At 37.4% G+C, this 23,619-nt stretch carries 22 protein-coding genes; 9 read left to right on the top strand and 13 right to left on the bottom strand.

Going from position 1 to position 23,619, the window contains the following annotated elements; all coding sequences use genetic code 11:
• The 5 genes from B5X53_RS04890 (at position 1) to murI (ending at position 5,638) form a co-directional block, all read left to right on the top strand.
• Positions 1–741: an isoprenyl transferase gene (locus B5X53_RS04890; RefSeq protein WP_079712127.1), complete on the top strand. Its 741-nt coding sequence runs from the start codon at positions 1–3 to the stop codon at positions 739–741.
• Between the two features lie 7 nt (positions 742–748).
• Positions 749–3,367, top strand: a complete 2,619-nt coding sequence (gene bamA / locus B5X53_RS04885) for an outer membrane protein assembly factor BamA (RefSeq protein WP_198550758.1) — start codon at positions 749–751, stop codon at positions 3,365–3,367.
• 33 nt (positions 3,368–3,400) lie between these two features.
• Positions 3,401–4,204 carry an OmpH/Skp family outer membrane protein gene (locus tag B5X53_RS04880; protein ID WP_079712125.1) on the top strand — a complete coding sequence of 268 codons (804 nt, stop codon included), beginning with the start codon at positions 3,401–3,403 and terminating at the stop codon, positions 4,202–4,204.
• A 43-nt stretch (positions 4,205–4,247) separates the two neighbouring features.
• Entirely contained in the window at positions 4,248–4,757 is a 510-nt protein-coding gene (locus B5X53_RS04875; protein WP_079712124.1) for an OmpH/Skp family outer membrane protein, read from the top strand.
• Positions 4,758–4,840: 83 nt separating this feature from the next.
• Positions 4,841–5,638, top strand: a complete 798-nt coding sequence (gene murI / locus B5X53_RS04870) for a glutamate racemase (RefSeq protein WP_079712123.1) — start codon at positions 4,841–4,843, stop codon at positions 5,636–5,638.
• On the opposite strand, the gene B5X53_RS04865 is transcribed toward murI, so the two are convergent.
• Complete coding sequence (locus tag B5X53_RS04865; RefSeq protein ID WP_394341615.1) at positions 5,635–6,624, bottom strand: PorP/SprF family type IX secretion system membrane protein; 990 nt, start codon at positions 6,622–6,624, stop codon at positions 5,635–5,637. The genes murI and B5X53_RS04865 overlap by 4 nt on opposite strands.
• Before the next feature lie 129 nt (positions 6,625–6,753).
• Between B5X53_RS04865 and B5X53_RS04860 the strand changes: the two genes are divergently transcribed.
• Positions 6,754–7,677 (top strand): NifU family protein, encoded by a 924-nt coding sequence (locus B5X53_RS04860; protein WP_079712121.1) that lies wholly within the window; start codon positions 6,754–6,756, stop codon positions 7,675–7,677.
• A gap of 11 nt (positions 7,678–7,688) precedes the next feature.
• Here B5X53_RS04860 and B5X53_RS04855 read toward each other — a convergent pair whose 3' ends face one another.
• A complete protein-coding gene (locus tag B5X53_RS04855) occupies positions 7,689–9,941 on the bottom strand; it encodes an inorganic phosphate transporter (RefSeq protein WP_079712120.1) in 2,253 nt (750 codons plus the stop codon).
• 240 nt (positions 9,942–10,181) lie between these two features.
• On the opposite strand from B5X53_RS04855, the gene B5X53_RS04850 reads away from it, so the two are divergent.
• The 3 genes from B5X53_RS04850 (at position 10,182) to B5X53_RS04840 (ending at position 13,464) form a co-directional block, all read left to right on the top strand.
• Positions 10,182–10,382, top strand: a complete 201-nt coding sequence (locus tag B5X53_RS04850; protein ID WP_075325675.1) for a dodecin family protein — start codon at positions 10,182–10,184, stop codon at positions 10,380–10,382.
• 67 nt (positions 10,383–10,449) lie between these two features.
• Positions 10,450–12,492, top strand: coding sequence for a thioredoxin domain-containing protein (locus B5X53_RS04845; RefSeq protein WP_079712119.1), 2,043 nt, complete (start codon positions 10,450–10,452; stop codon positions 12,490–12,492).
• Positions 12,493–12,567: 75 nt separating this feature from the next.
• Positions 12,568–13,464: a mechanosensitive ion channel family protein gene (locus tag B5X53_RS04840; protein WP_079712118.1), complete on the top strand. Its 897-nt coding sequence runs from the start codon at positions 12,568–12,570 to the stop codon at positions 13,462–13,464.
• Position 13,465: 1 nt separating this feature from the next.
• Here the strand turns inward: B5X53_RS04840 and tsaB are convergent, their stop codons facing one another.
• The 11 genes from tsaB to B5X53_RS04785 form a co-directional block, all read right to left on the bottom strand.
• On the bottom strand, positions 13,466–14,125 hold the full coding sequence (gene tsaB / locus B5X53_RS04835; RefSeq protein WP_079712117.1) for a tRNA (adenosine(37)-N6)-threonylcarbamoyltransferase complex dimerization subunit type 1 TsaB: 660 nt from the start codon (positions 14,123–14,125) through the stop codon (positions 13,466–13,468).
• Positions 14,126–14,144: 19 nt separating this feature from the next.
• On the bottom strand, positions 14,145–15,377 hold the full coding sequence (locus B5X53_RS04830) for an efflux RND transporter periplasmic adaptor subunit (protein WP_079712116.1): 1,233 nt from the start codon (positions 15,375–15,377) through the stop codon (positions 14,145–14,147).
• A gap of 3 nt (positions 15,378–15,380) precedes the next feature.
• On the bottom strand, positions 15,381–16,820 hold the full coding sequence (locus tag B5X53_RS04825) for a TolC family protein (protein WP_079712115.1): 1,440 nt from the start codon (positions 16,818–16,820) through the stop codon (positions 15,381–15,383).
• Between the two features lie 62 nt (positions 16,821–16,882).
• On the bottom strand, positions 16,883–18,001 hold the full coding sequence (locus B5X53_RS04820; protein ID WP_079712114.1) for an efflux RND transporter periplasmic adaptor subunit: 1,119 nt from the start codon (positions 17,999–18,001) through the stop codon (positions 16,883–16,885).
• A 34-nt stretch (positions 18,002–18,035) separates the two neighbouring features.
• Positions 18,036–19,301: an ABC transporter permease gene (locus tag B5X53_RS04815; protein WP_079712113.1), complete on the bottom strand. Its 1,266-nt coding sequence runs from the start codon at positions 19,299–19,301 to the stop codon at positions 18,036–18,038.
• A gap of 1 nt (position 19,302) precedes the next feature.
• Positions 19,303–20,550, bottom strand: a complete 1,248-nt coding sequence (locus tag B5X53_RS04810) for an ABC transporter permease (protein WP_079712112.1) — start codon at positions 20,548–20,550, stop codon at positions 19,303–19,305.
• The gene (locus B5X53_RS04805; RefSeq protein WP_079712111.1) at positions 20,543–21,244 is read right to left on the bottom strand and encodes an ABC transporter ATP-binding protein; all 702 of its coding nucleotides are present in this window, start codon (positions 21,242–21,244) and stop codon (positions 20,543–20,545) included. The genes B5X53_RS04810 and B5X53_RS04805 overlap by 8 nt, the downstream gene beginning before the upstream one ends.
• 107 nt (positions 21,245–21,351) lie before the next feature.
• Positions 21,352–21,585: a hypothetical protein gene (locus tag B5X53_RS04800; RefSeq protein WP_079712110.1), complete on the bottom strand. Its 234-nt coding sequence runs from the start codon at positions 21,583–21,585 to the stop codon at positions 21,352–21,354.
• 88 nt (positions 21,586–21,673) lie between these two features.
• On the bottom strand, positions 21,674–22,213 hold the full coding sequence (locus tag B5X53_RS04795; protein WP_079712109.1) for a DUF420 domain-containing protein: 540 nt from the start codon (positions 22,211–22,213) through the stop codon (positions 21,674–21,676).
• Positions 22,210–22,947 (bottom strand): SCO family protein, encoded by a 738-nt coding sequence (locus tag B5X53_RS04790; RefSeq protein ID WP_079712108.1) that lies wholly within the window; start codon positions 22,945–22,947, stop codon positions 22,210–22,212. Before B5X53_RS04790 ends, B5X53_RS04795 begins: the two co-directional genes overlap by 4 nt.
• A gap of 1 nt (position 22,948) precedes the next feature.
• Positions 22,949–23,593 carry a thioredoxin domain-containing protein gene (locus B5X53_RS04785; protein WP_079712107.1) on the bottom strand — a complete coding sequence of 215 codons (645 nt, stop codon included), beginning with the start codon at positions 23,591–23,593 and terminating at the stop codon, positions 22,949–22,951.
• Positions 23,594–23,619: the final 26 nt, after the last annotated feature.

The raw sequence follows: 23,619 nt of genomic DNA, 5'->3' as shown, positions 1-23,619 counted from the left end.
ATGGATTATAAAGAGAAAATAGACCTTAAAAAACTACCTAAACACATTGCTATAATTATGGACGGCAATGGTCGGTGGGCAAGACAAAAAGGCTTTCTTAGAGCTGCTGGGCACGAAGAAGGCACCACTGCGGTACGTGATGTTGTAGAAGCTTCAGCCGAAATTGGTATAGAATACCTTACCCTCTATGCTTTCTCTACCGAAAACTGGAAGCGCCCAAAATTAGAGGTAGACACCTTAATGCGTTTATTGGTTTCTTCATTAAGAAAAGAAATTAAAACACTTCAGGATAATAATATTAGGTTAAACGCTATAGGAAACCTACATACCCTGCCTAAAAAAGTATTTAGAGAACTTCACGAAGTTATAGAAAAAACTAAAACCAACGACCGTATGGTGCTTAACCTTGCACTGAGTTACGGTTCCAGGGAAGAATTAAGTTCTGCAATACGAGAAATTAGCCTGAAAGTTAAAAATAATGAAATAAGCGCCGATGCTATTGATGAATCGGTTATAAATCAGCATCTTTACACCCGAAATTTTCCGGAGGTGGATTTACTAATAAGAACCAGCGGAGAACAACGCATAAGCAACTTCTTGTTATGGCAAATTGCTTATGCCGAATTATATTTTACAAAAATCTTATGGCCAGATTTTAGAAAAGAAAATCTTTTTGAAGCCATTTACAATTATCAAAATAGAGAAAGACGATTTGGAAAAACCAGTGAGCAACTCAGTTAGCGCATTCATGACGAAGAAAGTATTTAGCCTTTTCGCAGTAGCATGCAGTTTAATTTTCAGCATTTCTTCACAAGCTCAGGGCTTACCATTAGCAGATGGCAAAAAGTATATAATTGGAGATATAAAGGTTACGGGTACCGTTAGTTTTAACGAGCAAACCGTAATTGCTTATACCGGCCTCAAAAAAGGGGAAGAAATCTTTATACCCGGCGATAAAATTAGTAGCGTGATCAATAAACTATGGGATATTGATCAATTTAGTGATATCAACTTTTATATCACCAATGTAAGTGACGGCAATGTAGCCGATCTTGAAATTGAGATCCAGGAAGTTCCCAAACTTAATAAAGTTCAGGTTACCGGACTAAAAAAACGGGAAAAAGAGGAGATAATTAAGGAAAATAAACTTAGAACAGGCGCCAAAGTTTCTGAAAACCTTATTACCACTACCAAAAATTACATTGAAAGCAAATATCGAAAAGAAGGATATTTTAATGCCAATGCAAAAATAAGCACCAGCGAAGTTACCGATACTACGGCTAATACTAACCTGGTAAATATGCTTATAAATATAAACCAGGGTGATCGTGTGAAAATTGCCGATATAAACTTTAGCGGAAATGAGAAATTCTCTGACGCTAAACTTAAAAGAGCGATGAAAAACACCAAACAAAAGAATTTTATCCGTTTTTGGAAAAGATCAAAATTTGTTAGGGCAGATTACCAGGAAGACAAAGAAAATTTAATAGATAAATATAAGGAAAGTGGTTATAGAGATGCCAGGATTGTAACAGATTCCCTGGTTGAAATTGATGACGAAACCATAGCATTAAACCTAAAAGTAGAAGAAGGAGATCAATATTACATTGGGAACATAGATTATCTCGGAAATTCGGTTTATACTGATGCTCAACTGCAACGTGCCCTAGGAATTAATAAAGGCGATGTTTATAACGGGGTACTTTTAGATGAGCGAATTGCCGATGAAACCAAACCAGACGGAGAAGACCTTTCTAACTTATATAAAAATAACGGTTACTTATTCTCTACCATTAACCTTGTAGAAACCAACGTTTATAATGACACGATAGATTTTGAAATACGTATTGTTGAAGGAAAAGAAGCGTATTTCAATAATATTAGTGTAACCGGAAATGATAGAACGAAAGATCATGTTATTTATCGTGAATTAAGAACAAAACCAGGCCAGAAATACAGTCAGGAAGATGTTGTAAATACCGTTAGGGAACTTGGGCAACTTGGTTTCTTTGATGCAGAGCAACTTGAACCTAAATTTGTTGATCCAGATCCACAAGCAGGTACATTAGATCTTGAATATTCGGTTGTAGAAGCCGGGGCCAGCCAAATAGAATTACAAGGTGGTTACGGAGGCGGTGGCTTCATTGGTACTTTAGGACTTTCTTTTAACAACTTCTCTTTATCAGGAATTTTTGATAAAGAAGCCTATAAACCAGTACCAATGGGAGACGGGCAAACGCTTTCTTTAAGAGCACAGGCCAGTACCTTTTATCAAACCTACAGTTTGTCTTTTCAGGAACCGTGGTTAGGTGGTAAAAAACCGGTTAGTTTACAAACCTCTTTCTCTTATACAAGACAGTTTTTATTCGATTATATAAACAGAGAAGCAGATAGAAGCAGAAGTTTTGATATACTTGGAATAAACGTAGGTCTCGCCAAACGTTTAACGGTACCAGATCCTTATATGACGGTGTCTCACTCGGTAGGTTTTCAGCGTTATAACTTAAATAATTACAATACGGGGCTATTTACTTTTGGTGATGGTCACTCTAACAACTTCACCTATACTTTTGGACTTACAAGAGATAATACTTATGTAAACCCAATTTTCCCAATGGGGGGTTCTAAATTTAAACTTACGGCAAAATTCACTCCACCTTATTCTTTATGGAATGGTGTAGATTATGCAAATTTAGCTGATCAAAGAGAGTTTCAACTGGAAGATGATAACGGGAATCTTATAGACCAACAAGGCAACAGGGTAACTCCTGAAAATGCAGTTGGAGACCAACGTCTAATAGACCAGAAGAAATTTAACTGGTTAGAATTCTATAAAGTTAAGTTTAGTGGAGAGTGGTTTACTCAAATCTATGATAAACTTGTATTAAGAACTAACGCCGAATATGGTTTCCTTGGAGCTTATAACAGCGATCGTGGTGTTCCTCCTTTTGAGAGATTCTTTCTTGGTGGGGATGGCCTTGGAGCCTTTAGTTTAGATGGTAGGGAAACCGTACAGCTAAGAGGTTACCCAAACCAATCTGTAGTGCCTTTAGACCGTCCTGCCGGGGTTAATGATGATGGTGCTACCATTTACAACAAGTACTCTTTAGAACTTAGATATCCTATTACTTTAAAGCCTTCGGCATCTATTTATGCACTTACCTTCTTGGAAGCGGGTGCATCTTACGATAATTTCAGGGATTTTAATCCTTTTCAGGTGAATAGATCGGCCGGTGCAGGTTTAAGAATCTTTATGCCAGCCTTTGGTTTACTTGGTATTGACTTTGGTTATGGATTTGATCCAATTGGTGGACAACCGGGACCTAACGGTTGGGAAACGCATTTCATTATCGGACAGCAATTTTAATTTGGCACGATATTTTCTATATTCGGTTTAAGTATGCTTAAAAGAACATTTTTATTCACACTTTTTATTCTTATTGGATTCGGGGCAAGCGCTCAAAAGCCAATAAATATAGGCTTTGTGGATATGGAATATATCCTTGAAAATGTTCCCGAATATCAGCAAGCTTCATCTCAATTAGACCAGCGAGTGAATGAATGGCGAAACGAAATTGAGCAGAAGCGAAAAGAAATTAGTGAGATGAAAACCAGCCTGCAAAATGAACGCGCATTGCTTACTCCTGAACTAATTGAGGAACGGGAAGAAGAGATCGCTTATCAACAAGAACAGGCTACAAATTACGAGCAGAAACGTTTTGGCCCGAAAGGTGATTACATGATTCAGAAGAGGCAATTAATAAAGCCAATCCAGGATCAGGTTTTTAACGCCCTGCAGGAAATAGGCGAAAACAGGGATTTCGATTTTATATTTGACCGTAATGCTGAATCGGGTATGTTATTTGCAAAAAAGCGTTTTGATTTAAGTGACCAGGTTCTAAGAAGTATTAACAGAGCTTCTAACCGTAAACAAATTGAAACAAAACAGGAAGAAAAGGAACTTGAAATGGCAGAAGCCCGCACAGCTGAAGAAGATGAAGAATTAAGCCAACGCGAACAAGCCATCCAGGATCGAAAAAGCGAACGGGAAGCATTAATAGAAGAACGAAAAAGAAAACAGGACTCTATTAAAGAAGCAAGACAAAAAGCCTTTGAAGAACGCCGGGAGAGAATTTTAAAAGAAAGACAACAAAAAAGAGATTCTATAGAAGCAGCCCGTAACAGGAAAGACACCATAAACTAAATAATTTTAAACCTTAATACTTAAACAATTAATATCAATTAAAATGAAACAATTCAGAACACTTTTTATAGCCCTTGCATTAACCATAGGAGCTACTGCATTTACAAACGCACAAAGTAAAGTTGCACACGTTGCTACCCAGGAATTGGTAGAAACTATGCCGGCTTACAAAGATGCGATGTCTCAACTAGAGAAGTTGGAGAAAACTTACGATGCTGAAATTAAAGATATGTTAACAGAAGCTCAAAACACGATGCAACGTTACCAATCCGAAGCTGAAACAGTAACTGAAGAAGAAAATGCAAAAAGAGCAAGTGAACTTCAAGCAACTGAAAGAAGAATCCAGGAACATAGCCAGAGAGCTAGACAAGAACTTCAAAAGAAAGAAAACGATCTTATTAGACCTGTAATTGAAAGAGCTCGTGAAGCTATCCAAAAAGTAGCCAGAGAACAAGGGTTTGATTATGTACTTGACTCTACTACAGGAACAGGAGTAATTCTTGCAGATGGTAAAGACCTTATGGCCGATGTAAAAGCCGAATTGGGAATGTAATATTCACCAATACATAAATACCAATACATAAATAAAGATTAAAAACTGCGCCCTTTCCAGGCGCAGTTTTTATTTTTGTATCAATGAGCACTTCGCAACCCATAGGTATTTTTGATTCCGGTATAGGTGGAACTTCTATTTGGAGAGAAATTCACGAACTACTTCCCAACGAAAAAACCATCTATCTCGCCGATAGTAAAAATGCCCCCTACGGCGAAAAACCAATTGAAGAGATTAAAAATTTAAGCCGAAAGAATACTGAAAAGTTGCTGGATATGGGCGCCAAAATTATTGTGGTTGCCTGCAACACCGCTACTACAAATGCCATTAAAGAGCTTAGAAATGAATACGCTATTCCTTTTATTGGTATTGAACCTGCCATTAAACCCGCAGCTTTAAATACCAAAACCAAAACCATAGGAATCTTGGCTACCCGTGGTACTTTAACCAGCACGCTTTTTTCCAAAACTTCAGATTTTTACGCTAGAAATATTAATGTAGTTGAAGTAGAAGGTCGTGGCCTGGTCGAACTTATTGAAGCCGGGGATTTAAATTCTGCTCAAATGAAAAGTCATTTACTTAGGCTCCTGGAACCTTTTTTAGTAAATAAAAAAGACTACCTGGTTTTGGGCTGCAGCCACTACCCTTATTTAATTCCAATTTTGAAAGAATTATTACCAAAAGATGTGATAATTATAGATTCTGGAGAAGCGGTTGCCAGGCAAACCAAATCTATTCTTAGTGATAATAATTTATTAATGACAAAAGAGCCCTCTCAAAAACCCATCCCGGAGTTTTTCAGTAATACCGATCCTAAAGTTCTGGAGAGTTTAATTGAAGCTGAAAAGAATGGCTATAAAGTCTCTTACCTGGATTTTTAATTTATAGCAGGACATTTACAATCCCAGCGTCCTCTACTCTTTCCAAAATCATAGCCAATGGTAATTTGATGAAAACCGTTATTACTCAAAACAACTGAGTTAAATTGATAACTAAAAGTATAACCGAACATAAAGTTTTTGTAATCTAAACCCACAAAAGGAGTAATGTACCGTAGCTGTTGACTTTCAACTTCGTCACCTTCAGTAGTATATTCGGCACCTTCAAAACTGTTCCGATAGGAAAGTCCGCCCCATACTTGACCAAAATCTACATTTCGGTAAACTTTCATATTTAAATCGATATTCATCTCGTTTGTTGCTTGCCTAAGTTGGTACAAAATGGAAGGCTCATAACTCCAATCGCTATTATTATCAAAAACATAACCGGTAGAAAATAAATATTTACGCTGATTGCTGGGCACGGCATCAGAATAGAAAAGTTCACGCCTAACAGAAATTAAATTCTTAGCCGCCAGATGGGCGTAGAAATCCATATAATAATAAGACATCCCCAAATCCATATTTCCGAAGATATCTGAAACATTGCTACCACTTACAATAGGATCAAAGTCGGTAAAACCACTTTGATCTAATCTATGCTGAACAATGCCGGCGCTAATTCCAAAAGAAAGTTGATTCAGGTCCAGTTCACTTCTGGAGAAAAGTAAATGGTAGGCCACGGTTCCATAAGCCCCTATTTTAGAAAAATTTCCGTTTTGGTCGTTAAAAACAATTCCACCAACCCCAAGCTTATCTCCTACCCGGCCATTAACCGCTAGGGTTTGTAAGCTGGGTGCATTATCTACGTCAAACCATTGCTGCCTGGCTGTAAGTCTAATTTGATTTCTATTGGCAGCACCGGCCATAGAGGGATGAATAAGGAAAAGATTATCGGTTAAATAATCTGAGTATATAGGAATTACCTCCTGGGACTTCACCGAAAAACCGGTTAAAAAAATAAATAATATTAGGAAGATAAATTTAATAGTTAAGCTAACTTGATTAGCTCTAAAAAAAACATTATAATCCCCAATAAATAAAGTTCTAATCCCCATAAGAAAGGTAAAGATATAGATTAACTAAGTTTTCTTTAGTACTTTTGCAAAAAAATTGATATGAGCAATTTCACCATAAATATACAAGCCACCAACAAACCGGAAATCATTAAATTTGAAACTAACAAGTTTCTAACCCGGCACGAAAATTACGAGTTTAAAAATATAGATGAAGCAGCGCAATCACCTATCGCCCAGCAGTTATTTTATTTACCCTTTGTAAAAACGGTTTATATCGCTCAAAATTTTATCGCGATAGAAAAATATGATATCGTTGATTGGGGTGATGTGCAGGAAGAAGTTGCTTCGCAAATAGAAGAATTTTTAAACAAAGGCGGCGTAGTTGTAAAAGAAGACACCAAGGACGCAAAGAATGTCCCGGTGACGGTTTATGCTGAAAGCACCCCCAACCCGGGCGTAATGAAGTTTGTGGCCAATAAAAAACTGGTTTTAAAAACTGCAGAATTCAAAAATATAGATGAAGCTAAAGATGCGCCTCTTGCGCAACAACTTTTTCATTTCCCTTTTGTAAAAGCAGTTTTTATAGATTCTAACTACGTTTCTATTCATAAATATGATGTTGCCCAATGGGAAGAAATTACCCTGGAATTAAGGGAGTTCATCACTAATTATTTACAGGAAGGAAAAGAGGTTCTTAAAGCAGAAGCATCCGTACCACAACAAACTGAAGCTTCAAGCCATCCTGCAAATCCGGAAGTTAGCCAGGAAATTAGAGATCTTGACGATACTTCAAAACAGGTCATTGCAATTTTAGATGAATATATTAAGCCTGCAGTTGCCAGCGATGGTGGAAATATTCTATTCGACTCTTATAATGCGGATAGTAAAACCGTAAAAGTAATCCTTCAGGGAGCTTGTAGTGGTTGTCCTTCTTCTACAATGACGCTTAAAAGCGGAATTGAAACAATGCTAAGAGATATGCTGCGCGGAAAAGTAGATTATGTAGAAGCAGTTAACGGATAATTCCTGACGAGCTAAAGCGTGGATTTTGCTTCCTCATAAAATTCCCTGAATAACTGAATTAGGTTCAGGGTAGACGAAATAAGGTCTTTAGATTCCAGTAAAAGCCCAAAGTAAAGTTTGGTGTTTTTAGGACTGCTTTCTGAAGTCCTTATTCGTGTGATTTGTTTCTCTATCATTTCTGAAACCGTATCCAGCAATTGTTGTTTTTCAGCAAGAATATCGTCTAAGCGCTCAAAATCGTGTTCATCGAAGGTGTGTTTTATCTCTTTAAATAACTCCTGAAGCTTCCTGTCTATCTTTTTCAAATCCCTAATCTGGTTAAATTTCAGATTTTTGTGATTGTTATTTACGTGCTCAAAAGAGTTTCGGGTAATGTATCGGGTAGAATTCACCATTTCCTGCAAATAATCTAGCAAATGAATATAAAAACGGCTCGCTTCAACTGAATCTTCATCCAACGATTTTATAAAGTAATAGATATTTCCTTTTAAATCGTCTACCTCACTTTCCAGTTCTCCAACTTTTTTATTATTTTTCTTTAATTTCCCTAAATCGTGATAACCAAGATTATCTACGGTTTTAGTATAGCGTTTACTAATTCCGGAAATTACCTGCGAGATATTTACAGAACTTTCGGCAGTAATTTCGTTAATGGTAATAATATCGGTGCGTTTATACTTTTTCTGGCGCTTATCGGCTTTAGCTTTTTTAGCGTGAGCCATTGTATTTCTAACTATAAAAAATGCGGTTATGCAAACCAGGATTGCAATAGCAATTAAACCTCCATAATAAATTATTACAGCAAAAATCGCCGCACCTAAAAAAGCGACAAAAGCGGTTACAAACCAGCCGCCAATTACATTTAAAACTCCGGCTACCCTGTAAACAGCACTTTCCTGGTTCCAGGCTCTATCTGCCAGAGAAGTTCCCATTGCCACCATAAAGGTTACGTAAGTGGTTGAAAGCGGAAGTTGTAAATTAGTTCCCATAGAAATTAAGATACTGGCTACAACCAAATTCACAGAGGCCCTAACCAAATCGAATGCCGGTGGGGCTATTTCCCTTGACTGACTTTTAGTTTTAGGAGCTTCAAATTGATTATTTATTTGCTTTCGTACTTTTTTGGGAAAAACATCGGAAACTGCAGCACCAAACATGATAGAATATCTCACAATGGTACGCGATAAATAATTAGAACCAAATCGCTCTGAACCTTCATGTTGCCTGGATAGTTTCACTCCAGTATCAACAACTGCCTGGGCTTTACCGGAAAACCATAGGGTAAGGACCATTACTCCCCCGGCAAAAATCAAGATAATTTCCGGGGTGGGAACACTCCCGGCGAGATCGCTCATTAATAATTCTGAAGCTGGAACCTCGGAGGCGCTCCAAATTTCGTAAGATTGCCAGGCTGCGATTGGCACACCTATAAAGTTCACCAAATCGTTACCGGCAAAAGCGAGTGCGAGTGCAAACGTTCCTACCACAACAATTATTTTAAGAATATTTATCTTAAAAAAACTTATAAGAACTTTAGAAAGAATGGTGAAACCCAGCAAGCTAAAAATAATTATCTGTATACGATTATCATTTACATCTTCTACAAAATGATCTGATATAAAAGCCATGCTGTTAAGACCTTTAATCAGGATAAAATAAAAGATCGCTGCAAGAGAAACCCCGCCAAAAATGGCTCCGGTATACTTAAGTCTTCTTTCATATTTGAAAGAAAATACCAAACGTGAAAAATATTGCACCACCGCGCCTGTAATAAAAGCAATAACTATAGCTATGAGGATTCCGAAGATAACTTCAGAAGCTTTTTCAACATTTATAAAATCTACCAGGTGCGAAATATCATTGGTAGTTGTAAATATCTTGATTAGTGCGATACTCACCGCGGCGCCCAGTAATTCGAACATTATTGATACCGTAGTTGAAGTGGGTAAACCCATTGAATTGAAGAAATCCAGCAGCAAAACATCGGTAAGCATAACGGCCATAAATATGACCATGATCTCTTCAAAATAGAATTCCTGCGGAAGAAAAATTCCCTTTCTCGCCACCTCCATCAATCCACTGGAAAATATGGCCCCAACCGCAACGCCAAGACTCGCAATTATAAGGATAGAACGCAATGAAACCGCTTTAGAACCTATGGCAGAATTTAGGAAATTAATAGCATCATTACTTACCCCAACCACCAAATCGGTGATAGCTAGAATAAATAAAAGACCCAAAATAATTAGATAAACATCCTGCATCGAAATAACCCTCTTTTAACCTGCAAAAGTCAGTGAAATTTTCCTTATATCCCTTTTATGAAGGTTATTAAAACTTTAATTAATAATATAAAAACTGCAATAATCCCGGTTGAAATTTTAGAAAAGGAGAGTTCCACAAATTACTGGTAATAACCCCTATTTTTTAGTTTAAATTTAATTACCGAAGAAATTAGAGGTATCTTTAGTTAATTGAATACTAACATTTTAAACCAATCTATTATGTCTATTGTAAAAGTAATTGAGATCCTGGCAAATTCTACCGAAAGCTGGGAAGATGCCACAAAAAAAGCAGTAAAACACGCCGCGAAAACTGTGAAAAATATAAAATCGGTTTATGTTAAAGAACAAAGCGCACTTGTGAATGGAGAAAACATTACCGAATTTAGGGTTAATGTAAAAATCTCTTTTGAAGTCAATTAATTTTTCGCTCAAAAATTAGCAAGGCTCTCTGGGATTCCAGGGAGCTTTTTCATTTTAAAAAATAACCATGGCCACACCAAAATTCACCAATAGCCTGATTAACGAGACCAGCCCTTACCTATTACAACATGCGCATAATCCTGTAAACTGGGAGGCCTGGAACTCCAGCACTTTAAAAAAAGCTCGTGAAGAAGATAAACTTCTGCTTATTAGCGTGGGCTATTCTGCGTGCCACTGGTGCCACGTGATGGAACACGAAAGTTTTGAAGATGAAAGTATAGCCGAAATTATGAATGAGCACTTTATAAATATAAAAGTTGACCGCGAAGAGCGTCCAGATATAGACCAGGTTTATATGAATGCGGTGCAGGTAATGACCGGTGCAGGCGGCTGGCCCATGAATATTGTTGCCCTTCCCGACGGCCGACCGGTTTGGGGTGGCACTTATTTTAGAAAAGAACAATGGAAAGACGCTTTAAAGCAACTTTCGGGACTTTATCAAACCAAGCCTGATGAAATGAAAGCATATGCTTCCAGGCTTGATGAAGGACTTCAGCAATTGCAACTCATAAAAACTCCTGAAGAAGAAACACCGTTCAGCAAAGATTTTCTAAATGAAATTCTTGAAAAATGGCAAAAAGGCTTCGACATAAAAAACGGTGGTTCGCGCGGAGCACCAAAATTTATGCTCCCGGTAAACCAGGAATTTTTATTGCGTAGCGGCATGCAGTTAGAAAATAAAGAACTTCTTGAACATTCACTTCACAGCCTTAATAAAATCTCTTACGGAGGCGTTTTTGACCATATCGGCGGCGGATTTTCCCGCTACTCGGTAGACGAACGCTGGCACGTGCCCCACTTTGAGAAAATGCTTTACGATAATGCCCAACTGGTAAGCCTGTACAGCAAAGCATATTCATTTACAAAATACAATTGGTACAAAGAAGTAGTTTTTAAAATCCTGGATTTTATAGAAGAAGAACTAACCGATAAATCGGGCGCCTTTTATTCGGCTTTAGATGCCGATAGTGCAGATGAAATCGGAAATAAAACCGAAGGCGCTTATTACGTTTGGAAAAAAGACAATTTACAGGAACTATTAAAAGAAGATTATTCCATTTTTGAAGCTTATTATAATATTAATTCCCACGGAAAATGGGAAGAGAATAATTATGTTCTTATCCGTTCCAAAAATGACAAAACCATAGCTGAAGAATTTGATCTTAGCTTATCAGAGTTGCAATCTAAAAAAGAAAATTGGACTAAAATATTGAAAAAAGAACGTGATAAAAGAACAAAACCGGGATTAGATGATAAAAGCCTAACGTCCTGGAACGCTTTAATGCTTAACGGCTACGTAGACGCTTACAAAGCTTTTGGCAACCAGGAATTCTTAAGAAAAGCTCTTAAAAATACTGAATTTCTTCAGGAATATCAGTTAAAAAAAGACTACAGGCTATGGCATAATTACAAAAACGGAAAAAGTTCTATAAATGCTTATCTGGAGGATTATGTTTTTTGCACCGAGGCTTTTATAAATTTATACGAAGCTACTTTTGATGAAAAATGGCTGGAAATTGCCGAAAAATTAACTGAGGTTTGTTTTGAAGATTTTCAAGATGAAAAAACCGGCTTGTTTTATTTTACTTCATCGAAAGATGAAGCGCTAATCACCAGAAATTATGAATTAAACGATAATGTAATGCCGGCCTCAAATTCGGTTATGGCTAAGAATTTATTTAAAATTTCTAAAATATCCGGAAATCGGGATTATTACGATTTAGCTGAAAAAATGCTGAAAACTATTCAGTTCCAAATAGAGACCCAGCCGCAATCCTACGCCAACTGGCTGGATTTGATGCTCAATTTTACTGAAAATTTTTATGAAGTCGCCATTACTAGCAAAAATGCACTGGGAATAAGAAAAGAACTTCAGGGAGAATACTTTCCGCATACTGTGTTTGCAGGAAGCGTCAATGAATCAGAAGTAGCAATTTTAAAATCGAGATTTAAAGAAAATAAAGATTTAATTTACATATGCAGTGATGGAAAATGCGATCTTCCTTTAAATTCCGTAGAAGAATCTATTAAAAAAATTAAACAATTTTAACAAAAATTAAACAATAAAGGTTCTGATAAATAAAATATTTATAGTCAATTTGTTGCCGGAAAAATAATTGATATTATGGATAAATTAAACGATTGGGGCGCCATCGCGAAAGAATACGCAGAAAAATTAATCGATTACCTGCCAACATTATTAGGAGCACTTGCCCTGCTTATTATTGGGCTTTGGGTAATTGGTCTTATTGTTAAATACTTAGACAAATTATTTAAAAAGAAAGATTTTGATGAAACTTTAGAAATCTTCACTATAAATGCTGTAAAGTGGGGACTTCGCATCATTCTTTTTGTACTTTTTATTACCCAATTAGGTGTAGAAAGCGCTTCTCTGGTTGCCGCAATTGGTGCTGCCGGTTTAGCCATTGGTCTTGCTATGCAGGGCTCGCTATCTAATCTCGCCGGCGGTGTACTTCTTATAATATTAAAACCCTTTAAAGTTGGTGACTGGATAGAAGTTCAGGGGGTTTCAGGTTCTGTTGTAGAAATTTCCTTATTCTATACCAAATTAGACACTTTTGGAAATCAACGTGCTGTAATTCCAAACGGCGAATTAAGTAATGATAATATTATTAATTATAGTCATAATGGTACCAGAAGGGAAACCTTAAGTTTTGGAATTTCTTATGATGATGATTTGAAAAAGGCTAAGCAGGTACTGAGAGATCTTGTTGAAGAGCAGGAAGATGTTCTTAAAGACCCGCCACCGCAAATTATTGTAGCTGAACTTGGTGCCGATTCTGTAAACTTTTCAGTTAGATATTTTGCCGAAAACAGTAAATTCTGGGATCTTCACTGGTACATGATTGAAGAAGGAAAAATTAGACTGGAAGAAGCCGGAATGACAATTCCTTATCCTCAGCGTGATGTTTACCTCTACGACCAAACTAAAATGAATGGTACGATAGAAAAGAAATCAGTTAAAAAACAGGATAACAACAATTCTAATATCGCCGAATAGTTTACCCGGCAATAAAGTCTTTTAAGTAATAAGGTTCAAAATAAGCGACATCTTCAGTGTCGCTTATTTTATATTTAGCTTCAGCCAAACTGCACACTTCTCTTGCAGAGGGCAATTTATCTGAAATAAATTCAGCGTTAGAATGTTTACAAATCGCTTCAAACTTCTCTACACCGTTTCCAATAAATACCGTTTTATCTTTTTCGAGAAAATCAATAAATGAATTTTCATCTAAAACCTCAGCTTTAGTTTCCCTGATACTATTTAGCTTTTCATCAAAAACAGCCGAATAAACTTCCATTCTACGTGCATCTAACATTGCAATTATAAATCCTTTGTCCAATTCTACCTGCGTCGCTAAAGAAGCAAGGGTAGCGATAGAAATCAACGGAATATCTAATGAAAAACATAATCCCTTGGCGGTAGAAACCCCAATTCTTAGTCCGGTGTAAGAACCCGGCCCTTTACTTACTGCTATTGCATCAAGATCTGTAACCGCTAAGTTATTTTCTTTTAGAATTTCATCTATAAAAATGTGCAACTTCTCGGCGTGCGAATAATTATTACTCTTATCCTCCTTAAGTGCAAGCTGAACACCATCTTTTGAAAGTGCAACAGAGCAATTGGTAGTAGCGGTTTCTAAGCAAAGTATTAATGCCAAATCCTATTTTTTTTTATTCTTATTTATTAATTACCTCAACATCATCACCTTCTTTCAGGCTTTTTGTTACCGTATTGTACGGGCCGGTTATTACCGTTTCTCCTTCAGTCAAACCTTCGGTAATTTCAATATTACTATCGTCCTGGATTCCGGTGGTAACTTTTCTAAGTTCAGCTTTTTCTCCTTCCTTTAGAAAAACAGCCTCATATTTTTGATCTTCACTTTTACCTGCCGTGGTATCATTTTTAATTACAATTGCACTAATAGGCACTCCAATAATATTAACTTTTCTATTGGTAATTATATCTACCGTAGCAGTCATACCAGGTCTGAACGGAGAATAATTTTCATCTTCTCCCGCCAAAAGCTCTTTGTAAGATTCTTCTAAAATACGAACTTTCACTTTAAAATTAGTTACCTGATCTGTAGTAAGCGCTGCATCAGCCGAGTTTGAAATTTCAGTTACCACTCCGTTGAATTCTTTACCTAAATAGGCATCAACTTCAACAATAGTAGAATCTCCCACCTGAACCTTTACAATATCATTCTCGTTTACATCTACCTCAACTTCCATATTGCTTAGATTGGCAACCCTAAGAATTTCTGTACCGGCCATTTGTTGCGTTCCCACTACCCTTTCACCAAGCTCAGCATCAAGTTTTGAAATAGTCCCGCTCATAGGAGCGTAAATATTGGTGCGACCAAGGTTATCTGTAGCTTCTTTTACCGTAGCTGCAGTACTTTGCATATTGTAATAAGCCGATTCTTTGTTGGCTTGCGCTACTTCATACTCAGAAACAATCCTGTCCCACTCCGCTTTAGAAATCACACCTTTTTCAAAAAGACTTTTGTTTCGGTTATAATTAGCTTCAGCCTGCTTTAAGCTTGCTTCTGCCTGTGAATAATTTGCTCTTGAAGTTTCTAATCCCGCCTGGGCCCTATTTACACTAGACTGATAAATATCGGGGTTTACTCTAACCAGTAAATCTCCTTTTTCTACCGCCTGGCCTTCAACCACAGGAAGTTCAATTATTTCTCCTGAAACTTCTGAAGAAAGTTTTACCTCAATCTCCGGCTGAATTTTCCCGGTAGCCGAAACTGTTTCTATAATATCTATAGGTTCAATTTTGGTTATTTCTACTTCTTTAAAATTGCCAGATTTACCAAACCAGCCGGCTTTTTTTCCTACTATAAGCAAGACAATAAGCGCGAGAGCAATTCCGATAATTATAAAAAGAGTCTTTTTCTTCATAGTTTAAAATTTAAGATCGGTCACCGGTACTCCAAAATATAATTCAAGTACTTTAAGTTTAAAAATGTAATCGTATTTAGTTCTTAGCACTTCACTTTGTGCATTTTCATATCTAAGTTTTGCCTGGCTAAATTCAAAGGCATTAGAAATTCCCACATCAAAACGCTGTGTAGAATAATCAAAAGCCTGCTCCTGGGCGTTTGCAGCAACTAAAGCAGCTTCGTAAGCTTCAAAAGCACCTTCAGCATCTACGTAAGCCTGGTAAACATTTGCTTCAAGATCCAGCTCTGCCTGCTCCAATTCATATTCAGCTCTTCTGGCGTTCACCTGGCTTCTTCTCACCTGATTTCTGGTAGCAAATCCGCTAAAAATTGGTACACTAACCTGCACCCCATAGGTCACACCATCATTACGTTGTAATTGTTCAAAAAACGGAAGCGGGCTACCAATAGTAGTAAGTGTATTTGGTGCTACAACAACATCACCGGTTTCTTCTACGATACCAATCTCACGGGTAGGATCGTTTGGATCTATTTCTGCACCAACTATTCTTCCCTGGCCAGATTCCCTGGTATTGTAGTTAAAGAAAGCTCCTACACTTGGATAATAAGCTCCTCTTGCAATTTCTACGTCTTTTTGAGCAAGTTCACGGTTCGCTTCTGCTATTTTAATTTCAGAACGCTCTTCTTTGGCTTGTTCAACAATATCCTCAACCGGATTATCTAAAATTTCAGTACCTAAAATATTATAATCCCTTTCTACGATATCAAAATTCTCATAATCCTTTATCAGCAGGGTTTGAGCCAAACTTATAAGTGAGATTCTAATATTGTTTTGGGCAACAATTATTCGTTGTTGTTCATCGGCATTAGTCGCTTCAATTTCCAGAAGATCTCCCTGCGGTAAAGAACCGGCATCTACAAGTTCCCGGGTTCTTTCCATTTGTTCCTGGGTAACTTCATTTTGCAATCTAAGGATCTCAAGGTTTTGCTTATTAAAAAGCACCTGTAAATAAGAATCTGCTACAAACAGGGTAATATCATCTTTCATCCTGTCCAGCGCATACTGGCTAGCAAGTTCAGAAATCTTTGCACGTTGCAGTTGTTTAAAGTTTCTTAAGCCGTCAAAAAGGTTAAGACTTGCGGTTACCCCGGCAGAAAAGTTCCTGGTAGTTTGGGTTTGTAAAACACCAGTAGTTACATTTTGGGTAAGACCGGTATTCCAGGAGTTGGTTGCTGATGCATTTATGTTAGGCAGAAAATTACCAATTGCATCTCTTCTCCCAAGCTCGGCAAGTTCTACATCGAGTTCGCTTTGTTTTACCTGAATATTATTCTCCAAGGCATAATTAACGCATTCCTGAAGTGTCCATTCGTTGTCTTCCTGTGCTTTTACAAAGAAAGCAGAAAATAAAAATATGGTTAGTAAGCTGTATTTTTTCATAATAGGAATTGTAGTTGATGAGTCTATGAAATTCTAAACTTGTTACATTTTGAATTAAAAATCTAATTTCCGGCAAACTCCGGACTTGGTTTTACAATGTTCCAAACCTTGATTTTATCGTCCTTAGAAATGCCATTTATTACCTGAACCTGAATTCCATCACTTATCCCTAATTCCAAATCTCTTCTTTCAAATTCCTGGTCCCCGGTTTGTACTTCTACAAAAGGCTCCTGACTGTCTGGATCAAATTGAACAAGTGCTTCTTTAATGGCTAAAACCTCATCTGCCCTATCTAAAATAATAGAAGCATTTGCACTTAAACCGGCGCGAATAAAAGTAGTATCAGCTTTATCTAAAGTTCCTTTTATTTCAAATTGAATGGCTCCATTTTCGTCAACACCTTTTGGTGCGATGTAATCTAAAATGGCGTTAAAGGTTTTATTTTCTATGGCTCCCACAGTTACTTCAAGTGGCAAATCTTCTTTTATTTTCCCTACTTCACTTTCGTCAACTTTTCCTTCAAAAATCATTTCGTTAACATCGGCAAGGGTGGCTAAAGTAGTACCATCGTTAAAGTTGTTACTTTCAATCACCTGGTTTCCAACCCGTACCGGCACGTCTAAAACCATCCCGTCTACCGTAGAGCGAATAAGTGTGTTGGCCGCGCTACCAATGCCGCTGGTGGTACCGGTTTGAACGATTTCAAAATTTTGCTCGGCTGAGCGGAAGTTCTGCTGCATTCTTTTATAATTTGCTTCAGCATTATCAAAATCGTTTTGAGAGATCACTCCTTTTTCAAATAAGGCTTTCTGCCTTTCAAAGGTTTTCTTTTCATTTTCCAAATTGATCCTGGCTGTAGCTACGGCATCTTTGGCGCTTTGCAATGAATTTACATTTGGGATCACCCTAATTTTGGCAATAAGATCCCCAGCCTTCACTTTCTCCCCGGCTTCAATGTATATTTCATCTATAATTCCTGAAATATTAGGTTTAATAAGTACTTCTTCCTTCGGAACAATATTTCCCGTCGCCACCGTTTTCTTCACGATGGTTTCAACTGAAGCCTGCTCGGTTTCATAAACCGTAGGATCCTCCTGATTTTTTTGAAACAAATAGTATAACGCCCCTACAAAAACCACGGCGATCAATACTAAAATTGAGATGGTAACTGTTTTTTTCATTTTTTGATTGAATTAGTCTTCTTTACTTTTATTGTTATTCGGTTCTAAGGGCATCTACGGGTTTGATTTTAATCGCATTTTGCGCCGGAATAAGTCCGGCCACCAAACCTGAAAATATTAAAATCATCAAGGCAGTAAGTACCACTCCAAGGTCTACACTTGGATTGGCAAACATCATTTCTGAAGTATCCATCCCGCTTAAAGCATAATTTATTCCGGCAATAATTCCGGTGGCAAAAATAATCCCGGTCATTCCTGAAATAATGGTAAGAAAAATAGATTCCATTAGAATTTGCCCTCTAATAGACCAGGGTGTGGCGCCAAGTGCACGTCTAACCCCAATCTCGTTTGTTCTTTCTTTTACCACAATGAGCATAATATTGCTAATTCCAATGATACCTGAGAGCAACACCAAAATTCCCACGAAATAAGCTACTGCATTTAGCGCTACAAACAAACCGTTTATCTTGTTAAACTCTTCGTATAAATCAAAATTACCAACTGCCCTTTCATCTTCAGGATGAATGGAATGCCTGCTTTTTATAAGATCTAAAACACTGGATTTTAGACTGGTAATAGAATTTTCATCTTTGGCCGTGATCGCCATCCAGCCTACGGTATCGCCCATATTAAAAGCCTGGGAAAAGGCAGTGAATGGAACATAAATTTCTTTTTGTGCTTCTTCTGCATTTCCTCCACCGCCACCTTTCTTCTTGTAGGTGCCAATTACCATAAAATTTACGCCGTTTATTTTGAGATAACTTCCCAGGACTTCTTCCTCCTTTTCGTACAATTCGCGCCTTACCCCTTCACCAATAATGGCAACTTTTCGCTTCCCTTGAATATCCAGATAGTTAATAAACCTCCCGGAAGTAACATCCATAGGTTCCTGCTGAATGATCTCTGGATAATCCCCGTACACGTTAAAGGCTCCTGTTTGCAAGCCACGAACCACATTGTTATTTCCGCCGAAGCCGCCTAACTGGTTTCTTGGCGAAATAAACCGAAGTCCGGGTACATTTTCACGCAAAGCTTCCACATCAGATGTTTTAAAATCGTAGCGCCGGCCTTTTGGTAAACCTTTATAAGGTTTAGAAGCCGTTTGCGTCCACATAAACATAGTATTGGTAGCTATGCCTCCAAAGCCTTGTTTAACGCCATTTTCAAGCCCCTTACCGGCTGCCAGTAAAATAACGAGAATAAAAATTCCCCACATTACTCCAAAAGCGGTAAGCAAGGTTCTAAACCAATTAGCACTTAAGGCTTCAATTATTTCGCTCCATTTATCCCTGTTGAACATATTACTCGTCTCTTAATGCTACAATAGGTTTGATCCTCGCGGCTCTCCAGGCAGGGAAAAATCCGGCGATTGCCCCGGCCAGAACCAGGATAAAAACGGTCGTAAGGGCTACATTAAAATTAACCGCAGGATTGGAGATGTACTGTGTTTCTATAAGCGGACCAACAAATTCTAATAATAGTAAACTGGCGATTAAGCCTATAAAACCGGCAATTGCAGTTACAAAAATAGATTCGTGCAAAACCATTCCAACTATAGAAAGTGGTTCGGCGCCAAGCGCTTTTCTAATTCCAATTTCCCTGGTTCTTTCTTTTACGATAATGAGCATAATATTGCTTACCCCAACAATCCCGGCGATAATGGTACAAATACCAACTCCCCAAAAGAAGAATTTTATCATATCCATTAAGTCGAAGAATCGTTTGGCATTTTCCAGCGAGTTATTAATGCTTATTGCACTTTCATCGTCTGGAGCTATGGTGTGGGTTTCTTTAAGCTGATCTTCTATCGCGTCAGAAAAACGAGTGGAAGCGGCCAGCGCAGCTTCAAAATTTTCTTCAGGCTCTAAGGTAAAAGCCATATTAGCAATATTATTACCACCTCCAAAAACACGCTGGGCGGTAGAAAGCGGCATAAAAACCCTACTTTCTTCCCTTTCCCCACCCGGATCGGTAAAAACGCCAATTACTTTAAAATTTACTCCGGAGATTTGAACATATTCACCAATGGGATCTTTGCTATCTTTAAAAAGATCGTTACGCACTTTATTTCCCACTACCACAACTTTTTCGAAGTTATCGTGGTCCTTATAATTTACAAATCTTCCTTCTAGCATTCCGCTGTTTTCCAGAAATTGATAATCTGGATAAACACCTTCTACACGGTAAGAACCAGATTCTTTCCCAAAATTCACTATCCCGTTCCAAATTCTGTAAATAGAAGATCTATATTCTAAATCGTCCTGATATTTTAAGGCAGTGTAATTGAAGTCTTCATTTTTCATCTGAATTCTCCTCCCAGGGTTCAAGCCCTTATATTCTTTAGAAGTCACACCGGTATAGACATACATAATATTCGCAGCATCATTTTGAAATTCCTGAGAGATACCATTACGCATACCTTCGCCAATTCCCAGAAGAACTACTAAAATAAAGATTCCCGAAGCCACAGAAAGCCCGGTTAGAAACGTTCGTAATTTATTTTTACGAATGGTTTCAAAAATTTCTTCCCAACGTTCAAGATCAAACATTTTGCAGCGCTCTAACCTGGTTAACGGGTGTATCCTGAATAATTCTACCGTCTTTTAAATTGACGATTCTTTTGGTCATTGCTGCAATATCGGGTTCATGTGTTACAACAAGTATGGTGCGGCCTTCATCATTAATTTCCTGAATTAGATTCATTACCTCGTAAGAAGTTTTTGAATCTAAAGCTCCCGTTGGTTCATCGGCTAAAAGTACTTTTGGATCGCTGGCAAGCGCTCGTGCAATTGCTACACGTTGCTTTTGCCCACCGGAAAGTTCATTTGGTAAATGCCCTGCCCAATCTTTTAGTCCAACTTTTTCAAGGTAGCTCATTGCCTTATCAATGCGTTCGCCACGTTTTATTCCCTGGTAATACAGCGGAAGCGCCACATTATCCAAAGCATTTTTGTAAGAAATAAGGTTGAAAGATTGAAAAATGAAGCCCAGGAATTTGTTACGGTAACGGGCGGCTATTTTTTCATTCAGATTTTTTATTGGAACACCATCCAGGGTATAAGAGCCTTCATCGGCTTCATCAAGCATTCCTAAAATATTAAGCAAAGTAGATTTTCCCGATCCTGAAGATCCCATGATAGAAACGAGCTCTCCTTCAGCAACGCTAAAATTAATTCCTTTTAAAACGTGTAGTGAATTACTACCCATTTTATAGGATTTATGAAGATCTTTAATTTCTATCATCGTAGTGAAAAATTACAGGTTGTTAACTTTTAACTAAAAGTGTCACCCATAAGACTCTACGAAAACCGAAATGTTACAGTTAATTGAAGAAAATATTTTGAAGTTGTTTAAACCTCTCCAGACTTCTTAGCTTTCTTTCGGGAGCGGTATATAAAATATCCCAAACCACCGACAAGTAAATATGGAAAAGCCATCAGGTAAAGAATCCCGTTATTAATACCTTCAGCTGCACTGGTATCGGTATCACTTTCTAAAACTGCGCGACACATAGAACACTGCGCCTCAGCTAATTCAGGAAATAAGAGAAGAAAGAAAAAAATAAATAAAAACCTGATTTTCATAGCAGCAATTTCTAAATGCAAATTTAATAAATTTTATTACTAAGCTTCATTTGCAGTTGTTAAGACTTAAATTCTTCCGAAGAAAAATTTAATAATACGGAAACATAAAAATATAAACCAAAACCCCGGTAATCGCCACGTAAGACCAGATAGGAAAAGTCCAGCGGGCAATTTTTGCGTGTTTTTGATATTCCCCGGTTAAGCCGCGATACATTGTAAAAAGCACCAGGGGTACAATAATTGCCGAAAGTACAATATGCGTAATTAGAATAAAGAAATAAACGGGGCGTAAAATTCCTTCGCCACCATACGGCACGGGATCGTTACTAATTTTGGAGATCACATAACTTACCAGAAATATTGCTGAGAGTACAAATGCTGTAATCATCACATTTCTGTGTAATTTATATTCTTTAATACTCATAAAGAAATAGCCGAGCATTAATAAAATAGCCGTAGAACCATTTAAAACTGCGTGAAAAAACGGAAAAGTTCCTGTTTGTGCACCAAAAATATTATAACGCTCTGGCAGGTACATAAGAATAAGTACCAAAACCGGCACCAGGATAGACAAGGCAATTATTACCGGCACCGCAATTCTATCAGACTTTGTTAGCGTTTTTCTCACAGTAGTTTTTTAATATCTTCAATTAAAATATCAATTTGCGGTTCTTCTTCACCTTCTGCAACCGATTTGTTTCTCTCTACCGATCCGCGATAGTAAATTATTGGATTTCCAAAATTATCTAATCGCGATCTAATATAACCTTCTTTATCTACAAGCGCGAATAGACCCTGGTGGGCAAAACCTCCTGGAACTTCACTATTTTCTCCCGCATAAATATTATAACCGCCGTTGGCAAGGCTATAAATAGAATCTTTTTCGCCGGTTAATAAATTCCAGTTTGGATGATCTATTCCATAATTATCTGCATAAGAATTCAAAACTTCCGGTGTGTCGTGTTTAGGATCTATAGTAAAAGATGCAATTCCAAAATCTTCTTCATTTTTAAATTCTTTCTGAACTTCTACCAGGTTTTGATTCATAATTGGGCAAATTGTTGGACAGGTTGTAAAAAAGAATTCTGCTACATACACTTTCCCCCGGTAATCTTTACTGCTAACTGTATCGCCATCCTGGTTTATCAGTTGAAATTCAGGCGCCTTTTTCTTCCTACCATTTATTTCGATATAAGAAAGTGCCTTATCAGTATCCAATTCCTTATCTGCGCCTTTAATATTTAACCGATCAGATTTTACTACTTCATCGCTACTAATCGTGTCTACTATTTTTGGAATTACGATTATCCCAAAAATCAGGATGATAAGCGAAAGGCCTATGTAAGAATACTTTTTTTTCATTCTAATTGTTTTTTCTTTCGGCGTTGTTCTTTTTTAAAGCGAGCCTGTATTCGGCAAGAATAACTTTTACATCATCGTTCATTTTATCACTCAATTCTGCCACGGAACGGGAATCATATCCATAAACCTTTCCGAAATCTTCATCCTCATCCCGACCTCTTAAATTAAGGTCTTTATCTACAATAAAAACGTAGGGTGTATAAGTATTTTCCAGCTGGTGCGGGGTATCAAAACTTTTAAAGGTTTCTTCTACTTCTGCCGAAGTTCCAAAGATAAATTCCCATTTTTCGGTTTCAGAAATACCGCTAAATTCCTTTTTAAATTTTTCAGCTTCTTCCCGGGCTTCTTCCGGTAATACAACTACAAACTGAAAGTCTTTAAATTCGTAATATTTTTCGAGTATTTTTTGGTCAAGATTAAAGGTGTTTCCTTTCAGGTTATCAAGATCTTTTCCAAAGAAAGCTACAATGCTAATCTTATCTTCTAAACTAATAGGTTCCCCATCAAGACTTTCAAATTCAGAAACATCGTTAACTCCCTTGGTCAAAACAGGTAATTTTGCGAAATTATTTTGACCTGAAGCAAAAAACATATAAGCTATAATAGGCAATGCAAAGAGCACTAAAAGCACTAAAAACTTTTTCATAATCCGGTCTATAGAAGTGGGTGCAA

It is taken from the genome of Salegentibacter salinarum, from assembly GCF_900168115.1.
Lineage (GTDB): Bacteria > Bacteroidota > Bacteroidia > Flavobacteriales > Flavobacteriaceae > Salegentibacter > Salegentibacter salinarum.
The sequence above is the reverse complement of the archived record's forward strand: the minus strand, read 5'-3'. Positions and strand labels throughout refer to the sequence as shown.

Bases quoted from the DNA above. Each gene is read 5' to 3' on its own strand.
- B5X53_RS04890 (WP_079712127.1), top strand. From the start codon at position 1: ATGGATTATAAAGAGAAAATAGACCTTAAAAAACTACCTAAACACATT.
- bamA (WP_198550758.1), top strand. From the start codon at position 749: ATGACGAAGAAAGTATTTAGCCTTTTCGCAGTAGCATGCAGTTTAATT.
- B5X53_RS04880 (WP_079712125.1), top strand. From the start codon at position 3,401: ATGCTTAAAAGAACATTTTTATTCACACTTTTTATTCTTATTGGATTC.
- B5X53_RS04875 (WP_079712124.1), top strand. From the start codon at position 4,248: ATGAAACAATTCAGAACACTTTTTATAGCCCTTGCATTAACCATAGGA.
- murI (WP_079712123.1), top strand. From the start codon at position 4,841: ATGAGCACTTCGCAACCCATAGGTATTTTTGATTCCGGTATAGGTGGA.
- B5X53_RS04860 (WP_079712121.1), top strand. From the start codon at position 6,754: ATGAGCAATTTCACCATAAATATACAAGCCACCAACAAACCGGAAATC.
- B5X53_RS04855 (WP_079712120.1), bottom strand. From the start codon at position 9,941: ATGCAGGATGTTTATCTAATTATTTTGGGTCTTTTATTTATTCTAGCT.
- B5X53_RS04850 (WP_075325675.1), top strand. From the start codon at position 10,182: ATGTCTATTGTAAAAGTAATTGAGATCCTGGCAAATTCTACCGAAAGC.
- B5X53_RS04845 (WP_079712119.1), top strand. From the start codon at position 10,450: ATGGCCACACCAAAATTCACCAATAGCCTGATTAACGAGACCAGCCCT.
- B5X53_RS04840 (WP_079712118.1), top strand. From the start codon at position 12,568: ATGGATAAATTAAACGATTGGGGCGCCATCGCGAAAGAATACGCAGAA.
- B5X53_RS04830 (WP_079712116.1), bottom strand. From the start codon at position 15,377: ATGAAGAAAAAGACTCTTTTTATAATTATCGGAATTGCTCTCGCGCTT.
- B5X53_RS04825 (WP_079712115.1), bottom strand. From the start codon at position 16,820: ATGAAAAAATACAGCTTACTAACCATATTTTTATTTTCTGCTTTCTTT.
- B5X53_RS04820 (WP_079712114.1), bottom strand. From the start codon at position 18,001: ATGAAAAAAACAGTTACCATCTCAATTTTAGTATTGATCGCCGTGGTT.
- B5X53_RS04815 (WP_079712113.1), bottom strand. From the start codon at position 19,301: ATGTTCAACAGGGATAAATGGAGCGAAATAATTGAAGCCTTAAGTGCT.
- B5X53_RS04810 (WP_079712112.1), bottom strand. From the start codon at position 20,550: ATGTTTGATCTTGAACGTTGGGAAGAAATTTTTGAAACCATTCGTAAA.
- B5X53_RS04805 (WP_079712111.1), bottom strand. From the start codon at position 21,244: ATGATAGAAATTAAAGATCTTCATAAATCCTATAAAATGGGTAGTAAT.
- B5X53_RS04800 (WP_079712110.1), bottom strand. From the start codon at position 21,585: ATGAAAATCAGGTTTTTATTTATTTTTTTCTTTCTTCTCTTATTTCCT.
- B5X53_RS04790 (WP_079712108.1), bottom strand. From the start codon at position 22,947: ATGAAAAAAAAGTATTCTTACATAGGCCTTTCGCTTATCATCCTGATT.
- B5X53_RS04785 (WP_079712107.1), bottom strand. From the start codon at position 23,593: ATGAAAAAGTTTTTAGTGCTTTTAGTGCTCTTTGCATTGCCTATTATA.